We start from the raw sequence: 17382 nt of genomic DNA, 5'->3' as shown, positions 1-17382 counted from the left end.
TTCCTCCCACCGGTAGAACCAGTGCGGGCGTCCGACCCGGTTTACCCGTCAGGTCGACGACCGCACATCCGCGCGGCGGTGCTCTCGATCTCGCCGCCACACCGGACCACGGTATATGGGCGAGGAGACCCCCGTGGACGGGACGGGGCGGGGCGCTCCTCGCCCGGCACTTCCAGCCGATCGGGCGCGACGGCGGCGGGTCCGGCACCCCCCGTCAGGGGCCCTGAGCCGGGTTCGGCGGAAGTGGATTGTTTCGCAGACTCTTCTTGACGCTCTCCGGAGGCACCACGGTGTTGAACAGGGTGGTGTTCTCATGCTCGAAGAGTTCGGTGAGCCTGGCAAGGACCTGCGCCGTTTCGTCCAGCGCGCGACGCTGCATGTCGGGGCCGCCTTCCCCGATCATCTTCAGGAGGGCGATCTCCCACTGCGCGACCATGCCGGCCAGGAGGAATTCCTGGGAGCGGTACAGGCGCCAGTTGCTGTCCCAGGAGTAGAAGTTCCTCAGCCCGGCCGCTATGGCGACGGTGACGCTGACAACCGCCAGGAAGATGTAGTTGGCCTGCTGGTCGCGCATGATCGGGACAGCGAACAGCAGGGGCAGGGTGATGCTGAGAATGATCTCGATTGCTCCGATGACCTTGAACCAGGTCGCGTGCAGGCTCGCCAGGCGCCGGTATCGGCGTCGGTGCAGGGTAAGGAACTTCTCGATCAGGTCAGAACACTCGGGAAACGTCTCCGAGATTTCCTTGGACCATTGGTACGAGCGTTGCAGGGCCTTTCGGGATACCCCCAGCATTCAGTCAGCCTCTCAGGGGATCGGGATCCTCGAAACGAACCATGTTCGCGCACGCCGTCAGGTGTCGACAGTGGGCTGTCCGGACAACGACACCCGGGGTGTGCGGCAGCGTCGAATGGTCGTCCGCCGAAGGCGGGCGCCATCGTTCAGGGAGTTCCGTGCCGCAGCAGGCACAGGTGAAGTTGGCTTCCTTGACCACGTTGAGTTCCTGGCAATCGGGGCAACGGCGGGACATGAGTTGACGGTGAAGCCCTTCGGGCGGTGACGAAGACCGGCCTGGTCCAGAGCTGCTGCGACGGCTGGCCACGACTCGACGTCGGGGCAGTAGCCGGTGGATTGGTTGGTGACCTCGCTGACGGTCCAACTACCAGCTTGGAGCACGAAGGTAATCTCCCCAGCGCTGAGCACTTCACCGCCCCCGACGCAGGCAACGTGCTCACTGTGTCTCGGAGCTAGACGAGTACTTCCGAAGTCAGAGGTCGATGTTCGGGCATGGGGAGGGCGTCCAGGATCGTGTTGTGTTGTTGTTTCCGTCGCCGATGCGGGGGCGAGGAGGTCTGCTGGCTGTCGAGTTGGGCGCACAGGCGGGGCAAGCCGTTGCGCCATCGGTGGTCAGGATTCGCACGAGGTGGCCGACCGCTACGGGGTCGTACCGGGGTGGGCTGCTGGCATCGGCGTGCGTCGTCTCGGGAGGTTCCGTGTCCAGGGCGATGTCCATCCGCGAGAGCGCCCGCCAGGTGCCGGGGTAGACCGGGGTGAAAGGCGGGAGCGTAGACGAGGCAACTCGACAGCCTCTACGGCGGCCTCCCCTGACCGCCGGGAACCGGCCAGATTTCGGAACTCGTCTAGGCGAAGCGTGCCATCAACGTCAATCACGAACGTGAACGGCTCCGCGAATTCTCGGGTGTCAACTGTTCCGACCCAGTGCCTGAACTCGTCGGGCGAGCGGATCAGATGTCCCTCGTCACCAAGCAGTGCCACCTCGCGTACCTCGGCCGGCCCCACATAGCGGCACCGCCACTGCGCCTTGGCCACCCGTTGACCCTAGCCTTCCGGAGCGCCCGTCAGGCACCCCGCCTGTTCCCTGCACCGGCCCGGCCCGGTAGTCGAGGTTGGGAGTCCGGTGGAGTTGCTGGGGTACTGGCGTACGCGAAGTGCGTCGGTGGAGACCGTGGTTCTTCCGGCCCGTGCCGGAGGCCGATGCCGCTGAGGATGCCGGGTCAGCCCAGGACGAGTCCGGGGTCCGGGTCGGCGTCCGGCGTGGGGGCGGGGATCCGGTACTCCTCCGTCAGGGTGGTCATCGGGCCCGGCCAGGTCGCCTGGGCGACCTCGATCGGCTTGCGCCGGTCGTCGTAGGCGACGTGCAGCAGGTGGAGTACTGGTGTGTCCGGGCGGATCCGCAGGATCTCGGCTTCCTGTCGGCTCGGCTGACGGGCACTGATCTGGTCGGTGGCCGTCAGGTAACGCCGCCCGATGACCTCCTCGGCCTCCTGGTAAAGGGGGCGGCCGAAGGCCTCGGCCCGCTCCAGGGAGGTGCCCGCCGCGTCAGCCACCCGGAACCAGGACGCGCCCACCTCGACCGGCACGTCCTCGGTGCGTACGAGGTGTCGTCGCACTATGAGCTCGGTTCCGTCGGCGACCCCGAACGCGTCGGCGACCTCGGGCGGCGCGGGTGCCCGCCCGACCTCGACCAACTGTTGCCGGTACCGGGCGGCAAGATCGGCGTGGTAGCCACGATGGCCGCCGTAGCGCCCCCGGGAGAGTCGGTTGAGACGTCGCCGGGTGCCGCGTACGAAGGTGCCCGATCCCGGCTTGGTGATCAGGATGCCCTCGACCCGGAGTTGGTCGACGGCGCGTTGCACGGTCTGCTTGGCGACCCCGAACATCTCGGCTATGCCCGGGATCGACGGTAGCCGTTCGCCGGGTGCCCAGTCGCCTCGGCGGACCCGCTCGCGTAGTTGCTCGGCGATCTGGCGATGGGGGAACTCCGCCGCGCCCGGGTTGATCTGCATCCCGTCCTCCGTCTCCGTCGGCAGATCGCCGTTGTGCCCTACCGACCAGTGTTGCGGCCCTGCGCCCAGCAGAGCCCGCTGGCAGCTAGGTTCCTAGGATGCCGTACGAAGTGTGAAGCGGCCGGCGACGACACGCCGAAACCGCCTCACACTTACTCGACCGTCGTCCCGGCCTAACGCTTGCGGGCCACGACCGCCCCGTTGGCTCCGGGCGCGTCGAAGGACAGCACCCGTACGTCGGTGAAACCGACGTCGGTGAGCCATGCGCTGTACTCGGCCCCGGAGTAGTTCTTCCCGCCGTCGGTCTCGACGAGCATGTTCATGCCCATCAGCGCGGCTGCCGGGGGACCCGTACGTTCGTCGTTGAGCAGTAGCTCGGCCACCACGATCGCCCCACCCGAGGGCAGCGCCTCGTGACACTTGGCCAGCAGCGTGCGGTTGGTCGGCTCGTCCCAGTCGTGCAGGATCATGCTCAGCAGGATGACGTCGTGCCCGGTGGGCAACTCGGGATCGGTCAGGAAGTTGCCGGCGCTCGTCCCGATGTTCCCGCTGAGCCCGGCTTCGGCGATTTTCTTGTCGGCCAGCAGGCATACGTGTGGCAGATCGAAGATCGTCGCACGTAGTTCGGGAAGCCGTCGGCAGAGTTCGATCGGGAAGGCACCGGCACCGCCACCGACGTCGAGCAGCTTCCGGTGTCCGCTGAAGTCGTACGCCTCGGACAGGGCCCTCGCCGTGAAGATCGAGGTCGAGTACATGGCGTCCCAGAACAGCGCCAGCATGCCGGGATCGCTGCCGTCGAAGAGCGACTCCTGGGTGTCCGGATCCCAGGTGATCGGACGGTCGGTCCGCAGCGCATCGCGCACCCGGTGCCAGGGCAGGTAGGTCCGCTCGTCGCAGTAGCGCACCTGGCCGCCGAAGTAGTAGGGGCGGCCCTTGACCAGGAACTCCTCGGCCAGCGCGGAGTTGCGGTAACCGTCACCGGCCTTGTCGAGCAGGCCGAGGGACGCGCACGCGGAAAGCAGCAGGTCGGCCGGCCGCTCGGCCAGGCCGAACTCGGGGCCCATTTCCCGTACGGTGACGGTCCGGCCGCCCGCCAGGCGGGTGAACAGGTCGAACTCGACCGCCACTGCCAAGGTCTTGAAGCTCCAGAAGCCACTCACGAGTTGCATCAGGGGAGTTGGGGTGATCATGCAAACATGTGATCATTTAACTGCATCGACGAGGCGGATGTGTCAGCTATATGACATGGCGGCGGCGTGCTGACGGGGTGTCCGGCTCGGCTGCCATGGAAGTCGGTCGGTCGCAGGTCTGATGCCGGGAGCGGGGTCAGACCCGCGACCTCACCACGATCCGGCGGTGGGACCGGCTGAACCGCCCCGGCGTCGCAGGTACTTCTCGAACTCCTGAGCGATCTCGTCACCGGTCAGCGGCTGGATACCCGCATCGCCGACCCGTTCCTCCAACTCCCGGACGTACTCGCCGAGTTCGGCATCCTGCTCGGCGGCGGAGCGTACCCGCTGCTCCCATTCGGCCGACTCCTCGGCCAGGTCGGCCACCGGCACCGGCAGGTCGAGCACCTCCTCGACCCGGTGCAGCAGCGCCAGGGTGGCCTTCGGGCAGGGCGGGTTGTTGGCGTAGTGCGGCACGTGCACCCAGAAGGAGACCGCGTCGACCTCGGCCCGGGTGGCCGCCTCATGGAGTACGCCGACGATCCCGGTCGGGCCGTCGTAGCGGGTCGGGGTCAGCTGGTAGCGCTCGGCGGTGTCCCGTACCGAGGCGCTGCCGCTGATCGGCAGCGGGCGGGTGTAGGGCACGTCGGCCAGCAGCGCCCCGAGGAGGACGATCCGGTTGACCTCCAGGCTGTGGCAGACCTCCAGGATCTGTTCGCAGAAGGTCCGCCAGCGCATGCTCGGCTCGATGCCGCGGATCAGCACGACATCCCGCTCGGTGCCCTCCGGGCTGGCGACCATGAAGTGGGTGGTCGGCCACTCGATGCGGCGGGTCTCGCCCTCGGCCATGGCGATCGTCGGCCGGCTCACCTGGAAGTCGTAGAACTCCTCCGGGTCCAGGGCGGTGATCTCCCGCGCCTGCCAGACCTGCTCCAGGTGTTCGACCGCGGCGGTGGAGGCATCGGCCGCGTCGTTCCAGCCCTCGAAGGCCGCGATGGCCACCGGCGACCGCAGTACGGGCAGCCCGTCGAACTCGGTCACGCCGTCACCTCGCTGCGCACGCCGGCCCGGGTACCACGTACGACGATCTTCGCGTGGTGTCCGGTGGTGGCGTCCCTGTTGTCCTTCACGTCTGTCAGCCTACGTGCCTGATCGGGATGCGGCCCGCTGGCCGCGCCGGTCGGTGGTGCCGGTAGGGTCGGGACGTACGGGCACGGATCGGGCAGGGGCGATTCGGGTCACAGTATGTGGGAGGGTATGCCTGCCGCCTGCTGACCGGAGTGCCCGGGTATTAGCCTGGCTAAATGCAGACTTCGCTGCTTGATGCGCTGGCCAGCCGGGTTCTCGTCGCCGATGGGGCGATGGGGACGATGCTGCAGGCGACCGACCTGAGCCTGGACGACTTCCAAGGTCACGAGGGCTGCAACGAGATCCTCAACGTCACCCGGCCGGACGTGGTCCGGTCGGTGCACGACGCGTACTTCGCCGCCGGTGCCGACTGTGTCGAAACGAACACTTTCGGCGCCAACCTCGGCAACCTGGGGGAGTACGACATCCAGCACCGGATCGTCGAATTGTCCGAAGCTGGTGCCCGGTTGGCCCGCGAGGTGGCCGATCAGTGGTCGACCCCGGACCGGCCCCGGTTCGTCCTGGGCTCGGTGGGTCCCGGCACCAAGCTGCCCACCCTCGGGCACAGCAGCTACGCCACCCTGCGACAGGCGTACCTGGACAACGCGACGGGCCTGCTGACCGGTGGGGTCGACGCGCTGATCGTGGAGACCTGCCAGGACCTGTTGCAGGTGAAGGCGGCGGTGGTCGGCGCGCGGCGGGCGATGGCCGAGGCGGGACGTAGCGTGCCGTTGATCTGCCACGTCACGGTGGAGACCACCGGTACGATGCTGCTGGGCAGTGAGATCGGTGCTGCGTTGACCGCCCTGGAGCCACTCGGTATCGACCTGATCGGCCTCAACTGCGCCACCGGGCCGGCGGAGATGAGTGAGCACCTGCGCTACCTGTCGCAGCACGCCCGGGTCCCGCTGTCGGTGATGCCCAATGCCGGACTGCCCCAGTTGACCGCCAACGGGGCCTACTACCCGCTCACGGCGGAGGAGTTGGCCGAGGCGCTCGACCGGTTCGTCAACGAGTACGGCGTATCCCTGGTCGGTGGTTGCTGTGGGACCACGCCCGAGCACATCCGGGCCGTGTACGAGCGGCTGCACGGCACCGCGCCGGCGCCCCGGCAACCCCGCGTGGACCGGGGCGTCTCGTCGATCTACCACCACGTGCCGTTCGCGCAGGACGCCAGCGTCCTGATGGTGGGTGAGCGGACCAACGCCAACGGCTCCAAGGCGTTCCGGGAGGCGATGCTGTCCGGGGACTGGCAGGCCTGCGTGGAGATCGCCCGGGGTCAGGCCCGGGACGGCTCCCACCTGCTCGACCTGTGCGTCGACTACGTCGGCCGGGACGGTACGCAGGACATGCGGGAGTTGGCCGGCCGATTCGCCACCGCGTCCACCCTGCCGATCATGCTGGACTCCACCGAGCCGGCGGTGATCGAGGCCGGGTTGGAGATGCTGGGTGGCCGCTGTGTGGTCAACTCGGTCAACTTCGAGGACGGCGATGGACCGACCTCCCGCTATGCCCGGGTGATGCCGATCATCAAGGAGCACGGCGCGGCGGTCGTGGCGTTGCTGATCGACGAGGAGGGGCAGGCCCGGACGGCCGAGTGGAAGGTACGCGTCGCCGAGCGACTCATCGAGGACCTGACCGGCCGGTGGGGGCTGGCGCTGTCCGACATCCTGATCGACGCGTTGACCTTCCCGATCGCCACCGGTCAGGAGGAGACCCGTCGGGACGGCATGGAGACGATCGAGGCGATCCGGGAGATCGCCCGCCGCTACCCCGGCGTCAACTTCACCCTCGGTGTCTCAAACGTGTCGTTCGGCCTCAACCCGGCGGCCCGACAGGTGCTCAACTCGGTGTTCCTGCACGAGTGTGTGCAGGCCGGCTTGACCAGTGCCATCGTGCACGCCAGCAAGATCCTGCCGATGTCCAAGATCCCCGACGAGCAGCGCGAGGTGGCGCTGGATCTGGTGTACGACCGGCGTCGGGAGGGGTACGACCCGGTCCAGCGGTTCATCGAGCTGTTCGAGGGAGTCGACGCCGCCTCGGCCCGGGCCAGCCGCGCCGAGGAGCTTGCCGCCCTGCCCCTGGACGAGCGGCTCAAGCGGCGCATCATCGACGGTGAGCGCAACGGCCTGGAGGCCGACCTCGATGAGGCGCTGACCACGAGGACCGCGCTGGTGATCATCAATGAGATCCTGCTCGACGGGATGAAGGTCGTCGGTGAGCTGTTCGGCTCCGGTCAGATGCAGCTGCCGTTCGTCCTGCAGTCGGCCGAGGTGATGAAGACCGCGGTGGCGTACCTCGAACCGCACATGGACAAGACCGAGGACGCCGGTAAGGGGCGGATCGTCCTGGCCACGGTCAAGGGCGACGTGCACGACATCGGCAAGAACCTGGTGGACATCATCCTGTCCAACAACGGCTACGAGGTCGTCAACATCGGGATCAAGCAGCCGATCAACGCGATCCTGGAGGCGGCCGAGCAGCACGGTGCCGACGCCATCGGGATGTCCGGCCTGCTGGTCAAGAGCACGGTCATCATGAAGGAGAACCTCGAGGAGATGACCACCCGGGGCGTGGCCGAGCGGTGGCCGGTGCTGTTGGGTGGTGCCGCGCTGACCCGCGCCTACGTCGAGGACGACCTGCGCTCGATGTTCCCCGGTCAGGTGCACTACGCCCGGGACGCGTTCGAGGGGCTGTCCCTGATGGACCGGGTGATGGCGGCCAAGCGTGGCGGGGTGGCGCTGGTCGATCCGGAGCGGGAGGCGGCGTTGGCGGCGCGTAGGGCCCGCCGGGAGCGGCAGCGCGCAATGGTCACGGAGGCGTTGCCCGATCTCAACGACGCATCGGTACGCTCCGACGTCGCCGCCGACGTCGACGTGCCGACGCCGGCGTTCTTCGGGACCCGGGTGGTGAAGGGCATTCCGTTGGCCGACTACGCGGCGCTGCTCGACGAACGGGCCACCTTCCTCGGGCAGTGGGGTCTACGGGGTGCCCGGGGCGGGTCGGGACCGTCCTACGAGGAACTCGTGGAGACCGAGGGACGGCCCCGGCTGCGGTACTGGTTGGACCGGTTGGCCGCCGACAAGGTGCTGGAGGCGGCCGTCGTCTACGGCTTCTTCCCGGCCTACTCGGAGGGCAACGAGTTGGTCGTGCTCGACGAGAACGGGCATGCCGAGCGGGCCCGGTTCGCGTTCCCCAGGCAGCGGCAGGAACGGCGGTTGTGCCTGGCGGACTTCTTCAAGCCGCGTGGGGAGACGTTGGACGTGGTGGCGCTGCAACTGGTCACCGTGGGGCAGCCGATCAGCGAGTACACGGCGAAGATGTTCGCCCGCGACGAGTACCGCGACTATCTGGAGGTGCACGGCCTCTCCGTGCAGCTCACCGAGGCGCTGGCCGAGTACTGGCACCGCCGGATCCGTACCGAGCTGGTGTTGCCCGGTGGCCGTACGGTGGCCGACGACGATCCGGCCGACCTGGCGGGTCTGCTACGCACCGACTACCGGGGCTGCCGGTACGCCTTCGGGTATCCGGCGTGTCCGGATCTGGAGGACCGGGCGAAGGTCGTCGACCTGCTCGGTGCGGAGCGGATCGGTGTGCAGCTGTCGGAGGAGTTCCAGTTGGTGCCGGAGCAGGCCACCGACGCGATCGTCGTCCACCACCCGGAGGCGAGCTACTTCAACGCCAAGTGACGGTGGAGCGGAGGCACGCCCTGTGCCTCCGCTCCACCCGGGCTCAGGGCAGGCTGACGCCGTCGACCCGGTGCATCCAGCGGTGGGTATCCGGCGAGCGCCCGTACTGGATCGCCATCAGGGCCTCGAGCATCATCGTGGTCACCGGACCCACACCCTCGGTCGGCAACCGGCGTTGGCCGTTCTCGCTGGCGAAGCCGCCGATCGGTACGACCGTGGCGGCGGTGCCGCAGGCGAACGCCTCGGTGATCGGGGAGTCGGGGTCGAGGAGTTCCGCCAGCGCGATCGGGCGCTCGGTCACCTTGACACCGTGGTCACCGGCCAGGGTCAGGAGCGCGGCCCTGGTCGAGCCGTGCAGGATGGTGCCGCCGAGCGGCGGGGTGAGGAGTTCGGGCTGGTCGCCCGCCGGTTGCCGGACGCAGAAGAAGTTCATCGCGCTGAGTTCCTCGACCCAGTTGCCCTCGGCCGCGTCGAGCCACAGCACCTCGTGGCAGCCACGGGCGACGGCTGCGGCCTTGGCCGGCATGCTGCCGGCGTAGTTTCCGGCGCACTTCGCCTCACCGGTGCCACCGCTGGCGGCGCGGGAGTGTCGGCTCTCGCACCACACGTCGATGGCGGCGGCCCCCGAGGCGAAGAAGTGGTCCACGGGTGAAGCGATCACGGCGAAGAGGTACTCCGTGGCGGCGCGTACGCCGAGGCTGGCCTCGGTGGCGATCATGAAGGGACGTAGGTAGAGGCTCTGCCCGAATCCGCCGGGAATCGCCTCGGCGTCGGCGCGTACCAGGAGTTCGCACGCCTCGATGAAGGCGTCGGGTGGCAGTTGTGGCATGGCCAACCGTGCCGCGCTACGGGCGAACCGCTCCGCGTTGCGGTGCGGGGTGAACAGAGCCGCCGTCCCGTCGGGTTGCCGGTACGCCTTGAGGCCCTCGAAGATGGCCTGGCCGTAGTGCAGGGACATGGCGGCCGGATGCAGGCTCAGCGGCGCGTTGCGGGTCAGCGACAGTGGTGTCCAGCCGGTGGCCTGGCTCCAGTTGGCCACCACCATGTGGTCGGTGAACGTGACCCCGAACCCCAACCGTGCCGTTGCGACTGTCACCTCTGGCCTCCATGGGCAGCATCATTGAGAAGAGGTACGGCATGGTCGACGGCCACAGCGAATGGTGGTAGTGGTCGTCGCCGCCGAGGACCATCTCGGGGACGGAGCGATAGTGCGAGTACGGTACTCCTCCGGGCTGGCCTCGCGGAACCCAGATCGCCGCCGCACCATCCGCTGTGGAGTGCGAAGTCTGGCGTTCGGGCACGCTTTGGACGTGCAAGATCCAAAAGGGGCTGACCTACCGGAACGCGGGGAATGCCCGGCCCGGTCACCGTCCCTTGTGACTCACTGCCCGGCCGGTCGTGGCCGCCGGTCCTCCACGTGGACGACCTGGAGTTCGCGACCGTCGCGGTCTCGCTTGCCCCGGCCGTACAGGCCGTGCTGCCACCGGATTGTGCCGGTGTCGGTGGATGGGGTCCGGCCGGGCGGTACCCGAGGTGGCGGATCGTGCGACATGGGCCGGTGGAAGGTGGTGGGCCGGGGTACGGGCGGGAATCATCGGCATGGTCCGGTGTCACCAGGTAGCGAGGAGGGTACCGGTGGTGGTGGGAACTTCGGGGCGTCCGTCGAAGCGGATGCTCACCGTGGGGGGTCTGCTGGTCGTACTGGTCGTGGCGTTGGCCTGCGGGTTGAGTCCCGGTGGGGAACGTCCGGGTGGGGCACCGGACTCGTCGGCCGCCTCCGGCGGGACTGACGACGGCACGATGACGGTCGACGAGTTCGAGCGTGACATCCAGGGAGCGGTCGAGGTCGCCGAACGGTATTGGCAGCAGCGGTTCGAGGAGTCCGGGCGGGACTTCGAGGCGATCCGGCGGGTGCTGACCTATCAGCGGGACGGGGAACTGTCCTGTGCCGGGGAGGCGGTACCGCGTAACAATGCCGTCTACTGCCCGGCCGGGGACTTCATCGCGTACGACGTCAACTGGGCGGTGGCGGCGTTCCGGCAGATCGGCGACGCGTTCCTGTTCTATCTGCTCGGCCACGAGTACGCCCACGGTGTCCAGGTACGGCTGGGTATCCGCTACGAGTTCACGATCCAGCAGGAGTTGCAGGCCGACTGCATGGCCGGGGCGTACATCGGTGACTCGGTGAAGGCTCGGACGCTGGCCCTGGCCGATGGTGACCTCGAGGAGTTGCGTAACGGGCTGGTCTCGGTCGCCGACGACCCAGGGCAGCCCTGGTTCGCCCCGGGCGCCCACGGTACGGCGCAGCAGCGCAACGACTCCTTCTTCGCCGGCTACCAGCGGTCACTGGCCGCCTGTGAGCTGAGATGAATCTGGGGCTGGTGCTGATTGACCTCAGCTGTCTAAGCTATCTAGCAATTTCCATGCATTGACTCTTCGATGGAGCTGGAGGGAGACGACATGGTTCGCTACCTGACCGCAGTCAAGCGGCGCGCGACCCGCGCTACTCGGGGCATCTGGTACTACTACCCGATCTACTGACCGGTACCAGCACTCCGATGTCCACCGTCCTGGTCAGCAGCCCGGGCTCACCCGGATGGCCCGACCTGGCGATGGACATCGGTGTGCCTGGACATACGACGATGCGTAGGGAGCGGTCCGGTGTCGTGGCTGACGCGTCTGGGTCTGGGTAGACGCCCCGATGGAGAATCCGGAGCCGTCGAGGTGCCGGGCCCCAGAGGGCTGCCCTACGTGGGCTCCGCTCTCGACTACGAGGATGACCCGCTCGGCTGGATGATCGGGACCCGGGCCGAGTACGGCGACGTGGTACGGCTGGACCCGGAGAGCATCGTGGTGCACGATCCACGACTCGTGCACCACGTCCTGGTGGAGACGAACGCCGACTTCATCCTCGACAACTCCTTCGTAGGCGGCCGGCGGGGGCGGCAGGAGCTTCTCGCCGGGCTACCGGAGTGGATGTCGGTACGCCGCTACCTCAACCGGGGCGTCGTCCGGCCGGTGCTGCTGGCCCACGTCGGGCGGATCGAGCAGCGGATGAGTCGTACCGTCAGCCTGCTGGCCGGCCGGGAGGTCGACCTCTTCTTCGAGGCACAGCGGCTGCTCGGCACCGCCACCGCCGACTACTGCATCGGCGGCGGGGACGATGACGTGGACGAGGTGGCCAGCGCGGTCGAAGAGGTGTTCTGGGCCTCGCTCGAGGTCACCGACAGCAACGAGTCCCGACTGCCGATCGGGCGTCGACCGGTGGCCCGCCGCGCCCGGGCGCTCAACACCGGCCTGGTGGAGTTGCTGACCGACCTGGTTCGCCGTCGCCGGGCCGCACCCCGCCCGGACACGCCCCGGGACGTGCTCGACCGACTGCTGGACCATCCACTCAACCTGCCGGACCGGGAGATCGTCGGAGTGGTCCGGCTGCTCATCGTCACGTCGCACGGCCCGGCCGGCGCGGCCCTGGCCTGGTGCCTGCTGAGCCTCGCCGAGCAGCCGAACCTGCTGCGGGCGGTACGGGAGGAGATCGCCACCACCCCGGTCCGCCCCGACCGGCTCCCCGGCGAGGACTGGCCGCTGACCTCCGCCGTACTCAAGGAGACGCTGCGGATGCACCCGCCGAACTGGATGATGGGCCGGACCGCGGTCGTTCCCACCCCGTTCGGACCGCACCGGCTGCGGGCCGGTGAGCGGGTGCTCTTCAGTCCCTATCTGATCCATCGGGACCCGCGCCACTGGACCGATCCCGAGGTGTTCCACCCGGAGCGATGGCTGACCGGGGCCCGGCCGCACACCGAGCACGCGTACCTGCCGTTCGGCGCGGGCACCCGGATCTGCCCGGGGGCCCGGCTGGGACCGGTGCAGTTGGCCATCGCCGTGGCGACGATCGTTCGGGACTACACGCTGACCCTGCCCCCGCTGGCTACGGTCCGGCCGGCGACGAGCACCCTGCTCGTACCGGTCAAGGCGATCGGCCACTGGACGCCGCTGGCCGCTGCCGTGCCACCAGCCGGGAGCTGAGGTACGGGCCACATCCGATGGTCGCTGCTGGTGGCACGGCCGTCCGCCGGGGGATGATCGGGGAAACCGGCTCCGGTAACCGGGGTGGCAGGAACCCCACCTCGCCCGACGGTGGGGTGACCGGGGCGGCACTTCTCCAGGAGGACACCCTGTCCAGCTACCCGGCTGCGGTACTTTTCGACATGGACGGCACGCTCGTCGACAGCGAACGGCTCTGGGAGATCGCGCTGCACGAGTTGGCCGAGAACTACGGTGGCAACCTGTCGCCGGCCGCCCGGCTGGCGATGGTCGGCACCAGTATGCCCGTTTCGATGCAGATCCTGCACGACGACCTCGGCCAGCCATGGCGTGACCCGGCAGCCGGCACCGCCTGGTTGGAGCAGCGGGTCGCCGAACTGTTCGTCGACGGGCTGCCCTGGCGTCCCGGGGCGCTGGCCCTGCTCCAGGCGGTACGCGTCGCCGGCATTCCCACCGCCCTGGTCACCTCGACCGCTCGGGTGCTGGTCGACGTCGCCCTCGACACCCTCGGCCGGGACCGGTTCGACGTGGTGGTCTGCGGCGACGAGGTGATCGCGCAGAAGCCCGATCCGTTGCCCTACCTGACGGCGGCCCGGCTGCTGGCGGTGCCGATCGGGCGGTGCGTGGCGATCGAGGATTCGCCGGCCGGTGTGACCAGTGCGCTGGCCGCCGGCGCTGCGGTGCTGGCCGTGCCCGGTGAGGTGCCGTTGGACGTGACGGAGGGCGTACACCTGTTGGAGAGCCTGGCCAACGCGGACCTGGAGTTGCTGACCGGCCTGCTGACGCGTTGACCCTGGCCCGACGGGTTGGCGCGTCGACCCTCGCGAGTCGCTCCCTGATCACGCGAGTCGCGCCCTGATCACGGGGAACATGGAGGTGGGGCGGTGCCCCCTCGCGACACCGCCCCACCTGCACCCCCGATCCGAGCTAGTCGTGGGCGATCGCCCCGAGGACGTTGATCCTCGCGGCGCGGATCGCCGGCAGCACTGCGGCGACCACTCCGATGACGGCTGCCAGCCCCACGTAGAGCCCCATCTGCGACCAGGGGAGAACCACATCGCCGATGCCGTCCTCGCTCAGCGCCTGGACCACCGCCGCGCCGAGGCCGGTACCGACCACGACGCCGAGCAGCGCCCCGAACACCGAGATCACCACGGACTCGACGGTCACCATGCGCATCGTCTGACCACGCCGGAGGCCGATGGCCCGCAGCAGGCCCAGCTCGCGGGTCCGTTCCAGCACCGACAGAGCCAGCGTGTTGATGATGCCGAGTACGGCGATCAGGATGGCCAGCGCCAGCAGCACCTGGATCATCATCAGGAGCTGGTCGAACATGCCGGTCTGCTGCTCGATGAAGGCTGCCCGGTCGGCGACCGACACCTCCGGACTGTCTGCCAGCAGCGCCTCGACCTGCGGGAGCACCCGGTCGACCGAGGTGCCCGGGGTCAGCTGGAGGTACGCCTGCGTCGGCATCGGCACCGCGAAGTTCGCCGCCGCCCCGGCCGGCAGCACGAACCCGCCGAACAGGTCCGTCTCGGCGTAGATGCCGGTCACCGTGTAGGTCTGCGGGTCACCCCGGGACAGCTGCACCGGCACGGTGGAGCCGACCGACAGGTTGTGTTCCTTCGCGGTGCCCGCGTCGACCATGAGCTGGTTCGGTCCCAGTGCGTCGATGCTGCCGGCGGTGGGCGTGGCCTTGAAGATGTCCCGCAGCGCCGGCACGTTGCTGGTCGCGCTCACGTACGTCCGCTGTCCGCCGACCATCGCCACGTCACCGTACAGGCCGGCCACCGCCTTGACCCCCGGTACGGCCGCAGCCCGGTCCAGCACCGCCGGGTCGAAACTCGGCGGCCGGGGCCCGGTCTGGTTACCGGCGATGACCAGTTCCGCCTGGATGGTGTCCTCGGCCAGCGCGGTCAGGCTGCTCTTGGCCGAGGTGATGATGACGCTCACCCCGGTGACCAGGGCGATGCCGACCATCAGGGCGGCGGCGGTGATCGCCGTACGACGCGGATTGCGACCCGAGTTGAGCCGACCCAGCTTGCCCGGCACCGACCAGGCGAACAGGCGGCCGAGCAGCGACACCACCGGCCGGCTGATCATCGGGGTCAGCAGCGCCACACCGATGAAGGAGATCAGCACTCCGCCGAGGATCGTCCAGAGCGTGTTGTCGCCGGCGTTGTCGCTCAGCCCCAGGGCAAGCAGCGTTCCGCCCACGGCGCCCACCACCGCGCCGGCCACGGTGATCCGGGTCAACGGCCGGTCCGGGGTGGCGACCTCCTGCATCGCGGCGATCGGCGGGATACGGGAGGCCCGTAGCGCCGGCAGGACCGCGGCGACCACGGTCACCAGCAGACCGACGACGAACGCGCTCACCACCGCGGTCGGTGGTACACCCAGGCCGGCCAGCGTCAGCCCACCCGCCATCTGCCCGAAGACGAAGGCCAGTAGCGCGCCCACACCGATCCCGGCACCCAGGCCGAGCACCGAGGCCACCAGGCCGATGGCGACGGCCTCCAGCAGCACCGAGCCGATCATCTGACGGCGGCTGGCCCCCATCGCCCGCATCAGGGCCAGTTCCCGGGTGCGTTGGGCGATGATGATCGAGAAGGTGTTGAGGATCAGGAAGATGCCGACGAACAACGCCACCCCGGCGAAGCCGAGCAGGATCTTGTTGAAGAAGCCGAGGCCCTCCTTCAACCCGGAGGCGGCATCCTTCGAGAGCTGTTCACCGGTCTTCACCACGTATCCGTCCCCGAGGGCGGCGGCCACGTCGTCGCGCAGTTTCGCCGGATCGACCCCCTTGGCCGCCCGTACGCTGATCGTGCTGTAGACGCCGGTCTCGCCGAGCATCAACTGCTGTGCGGCGCGTTCGGTGAAGCCGACCTCCTGCACCCCGCCGAGGCTGTCCCGGCCACCGCTGTAGCCGAAGATGCCGACCACGGTGAACTCGCGTTTGGGTTCCAGGGTGAGTACGCCCACCCGGTCGCCGACGGCCAGCTTGGCAGCCTCGGCGACGGTCACGTTGACCACGATCTCGTCGTCGGCGGTCGGTCCCCGGCCCTCGCGCAACTGGACCAGATCGCTCTCACCGGTCCAGTTGCTGCCCAGCTGCGGTGGCCCGAACGAGACCAGCACCTTGCCGTTGCGGCCGATGACCCGGGCCCCGTCGGCGGCGGCCAGTCCGGTCGCCTGCTCGACACCGGGCACCGCGCGGACCCTGTCCAGCGTCGCCGCCGGGAAGGTGGTGGCCACCTGCTCGCCTTCGAGTTCACTGGTCGCGATCTTCGGCTTGGCGCTGACCTCCACGTCGGTCTCGGCGTAGGCGTCGGCGAACACCGAGTCGAACGAGCGCCCGAGGGTGTCGGTCAGCACGAACGCGCCGGAGACGAACATGACGCCCAGCACCACCGCCAGGGCGGACAGCAGCAGTCGTAGTTTGCGGGCCAGCAGGCTCCGCAGGGTCGCCCGCAGCATCAGTTGGCCGCCTCGGTGAGCGAGTCGAGCTTTTTCATCGTGTCCAGCACGGTCTCCGGCGTCGGCTCGATCAGTTCGGAGACGATCTGACCGTCGGCCAGGAAGACCACCCGGTCGGCGTACGACGCGGCGACCGGGTCGTGGGTGACCATGATGATCGTCTGCCCGTGTTCGCGTACGGAGTTGCGCAGGAAGCCGAGGACCTCGGCACCGGAGCGGGAGTCGAGGTTACCGGTCGGCTCGTCGGCGAAGATCACCTCAGGGCGGGAGACGAGGGCCCGGGCACAGGCCACGCGCTGCTGCTGACCGCCGGAGAGCTGGTTGGGGCGGTGCCCCAGCCGGTCGGCCAGACCCACCGTCCGGATCACGATGTCGTACCAGGCCGGGTCGGGTTTGCGGCCGGCGATCGACAACGGCAGCAGGATGTTCTCCTTGGCGGTGAGCGTGGGCAGCAGGTTGAACTGCTGGAAGATGAAGCCGATCTTGTCGCGGCGGAGGTTGGTCAGGCCGCTGTCACCGAGTCCGGTGATCCGGGTGTCGCCGACCCACGCCTCACCCCGGGTCACCGAGTCGAGCCCGGCGAGGCAGTGCATCAGGGTGGACTTGCCCGAGCCGGAAGGTCCCATGATCGCCGTGAACCGGCCGCTCTCGAACTCGGCACTGACGCCGCGCAGCGCGATCACCTGAGCCTCGCCCGACCCGTACACCTTCCACACGTCGTTTGCACGGGCCGCTGCCTGCGGAGCGCGGACTACCGTCGCAGTCACTGGAACGTCCTTTCACCGAAGCCGTGGACCGGCCGGATCCCTCGATCCGGCCGGCGATGTCAATCGTCGGTGTCAGCTGAGCCTGATCCGTCCACCTTCGGAGGGAGCACTACGCGGATTTCCCGCTGCGGGTGAGCCCCGATGCCGGATCAGGGTTGCCCCCGACTGCTAGCGCGCACCGGAACCGTGCCGCATCGTCCCCCCGTGCGGCCGACGGCGGTCACCGTCTGTATTCAAACTAGGCGCAACATTGCCCTGAACCGTCGTACGTCGGAACGGTCTTCGCCTACGACCATC

At 68.8% G+C, this 17382-nt stretch carries 11 protein-coding genes; 4 read left to right on the top strand and 7 right to left on the bottom strand.

Annotation, left to right across the window (positions count from 1 at the left end; all coding sequences use genetic code 11):
* Positions 1-214: 214 nt before the first annotated feature.
* The 4 genes from ACFQ4H_RS12040 to ACFQ4H_RS12025 all read right to left on the bottom strand — a co-directional run bounded on the left by ACFQ4H_RS12040 (position 215) and on the right by ACFQ4H_RS12025 (position 5018).
* Positions 215-796, bottom strand: a complete 582-nt coding sequence (locus ACFQ4H_RS12040) for an SLATT domain-containing protein (RefSeq protein WP_377570116.1) — start codon at positions 794-796, stop codon at positions 215-217.
* 1220 nt (positions 797-2016) lie between these two features.
* Complete coding sequence (locus ACFQ4H_RS12035; RefSeq protein ID WP_377570114.1) at positions 2017-2808, bottom strand: GntR family transcriptional regulator; 792 nt, start codon at positions 2806-2808, stop codon at positions 2017-2019.
* A 173-nt stretch (positions 2809-2981) separates the two neighbouring features.
* Entirely contained in the window at positions 2982-3998 is a 1017-nt protein-coding gene (locus tag ACFQ4H_RS12030; protein ID WP_377570111.1) for a methyltransferase, read from the bottom strand.
* Between the two features lie 150 nt (positions 3999-4148).
* Positions 4149-5018, bottom strand: coding sequence for a PAC2 family protein (locus ACFQ4H_RS12025; RefSeq protein ID WP_377570110.1), 870 nt, complete (start codon positions 5016-5018; stop codon positions 4149-4151).
* A gap of 263 nt (positions 5019-5281) precedes the next feature.
* Here ACFQ4H_RS12025 and metH point away from each other — a divergent pair, with 263 nt between their 5' ends.
* Positions 5282-8794, top strand: a complete 3513-nt coding sequence (gene metH / locus ACFQ4H_RS12020) for a methionine synthase (protein WP_377570107.1) — start codon at positions 5282-5284, stop codon at positions 8792-8794.
* Positions 8795-8837: 43 nt separating this feature from the next.
* On the opposite strand, the gene ACFQ4H_RS12015 is transcribed toward metH, so the two are convergent.
* Entirely contained in the window at positions 8838-9890 is a 1053-nt protein-coding gene (locus ACFQ4H_RS12015) for a branched-chain amino acid aminotransferase (RefSeq protein WP_377570106.1), read from the bottom strand.
* A gap of 545 nt (positions 9891-10435) precedes the next feature.
* Here ACFQ4H_RS12015 and ACFQ4H_RS12010 point away from each other — a divergent pair.
* The 3 genes from ACFQ4H_RS12010 (at position 10436) to ACFQ4H_RS12000 (ending at position 13632) form a co-directional block, all read left to right on the top strand.
* Positions 10436-11164, top strand: a complete 729-nt coding sequence (locus ACFQ4H_RS12010; protein WP_377570173.1) for a neutral zinc metallopeptidase — start codon at positions 10436-10438, stop codon at positions 11162-11164.
* A 354-nt stretch (positions 11165-11518) separates the two neighbouring features.
* Positions 11519-12823 carry a cytochrome P450 gene (locus tag ACFQ4H_RS12005; protein ID WP_377570105.1) on the top strand — a complete coding sequence of 435 codons (1305 nt, stop codon included), beginning with the start codon at positions 11519-11521 and terminating at the stop codon, positions 12821-12823.
* Between the two features lie 149 nt (positions 12824-12972).
* On the top strand, positions 12973-13632 hold the full coding sequence (locus ACFQ4H_RS12000) for an HAD family hydrolase (RefSeq protein ID WP_377570171.1): 660 nt from the start codon (positions 12973-12975) through the stop codon (positions 13630-13632).
* A gap of 136 nt (positions 13633-13768) precedes the next feature.
* On the opposite strand, the gene ACFQ4H_RS11995 is transcribed toward ACFQ4H_RS12000, so the two are convergent.
* Together ACFQ4H_RS11995 and ACFQ4H_RS11990 are read right to left on the bottom strand one after the other, a co-directional pair.
* Positions 13769-16318, bottom strand: a complete 2550-nt coding sequence (locus tag ACFQ4H_RS11995; RefSeq protein ID WP_377570103.1) for an ABC transporter permease — start codon at positions 16316-16318, stop codon at positions 13769-13771.
* Positions 16318-17085: an ABC transporter ATP-binding protein gene (locus ACFQ4H_RS11990; protein ID WP_377570101.1), complete on the bottom strand. Its 768-nt coding sequence runs from the start codon at positions 17083-17085 to the stop codon at positions 16318-16320. The genes ACFQ4H_RS11995 and ACFQ4H_RS11990 overlap by 1 nt, the downstream gene beginning before the upstream one ends.
* Positions 17086-17382 lie beyond the last annotated feature (297 nt).

Origin of the sequence: Micromonospora sonneratiae (genome assembly GCF_042679305.1) — a bacterium.
Lineage (GTDB): Bacteria > Actinomycetota > Actinomycetes > Mycobacteriales > Micromonosporaceae > Micromonospora_H > Micromonospora_H sonneratiae.
Note: the sequence above shows the minus strand (reverse complement) of the source record. Positions and strands in the feature narration are given on the sequence as shown.

What these genes read in the sequence shown, in the direction of transcription:
- ACFQ4H_RS12030 (WP_377570111.1), bottom strand. Translation starts at nt 3,998, where the DNA reads ATGATCACCCCAACTCCCCTGATGCAACTCGTGAGTGGCTTCTGGAGC.
- ACFQ4H_RS12035 (WP_377570114.1), bottom strand. Translation starts at nt 2,808, where the DNA reads ATGCAGATCAACCCGGGCGCGGCGGAGTTCCCCCATCGCCAGATCGCC.
- metH (WP_377570107.1), top strand. Translation starts at nt 5,282, where the DNA reads ATGCAGACTTCGCTGCTTGATGCGCTGGCCAGCCGGGTTCTCGTCGCC.
- ACFQ4H_RS12040 (WP_377570116.1), bottom strand. Translation starts at nt 796, where the DNA reads ATGCTGGGGGTATCCCGAAAGGCCCTGCAACGCTCGTACCAATGGTCC.
- ACFQ4H_RS11995 (WP_377570103.1), bottom strand. Translation starts at nt 16,318, where the DNA reads ATGCTGCGGGCGACCCTGCGGAGCCTGCTGGCCCGCAAACTACGACTG.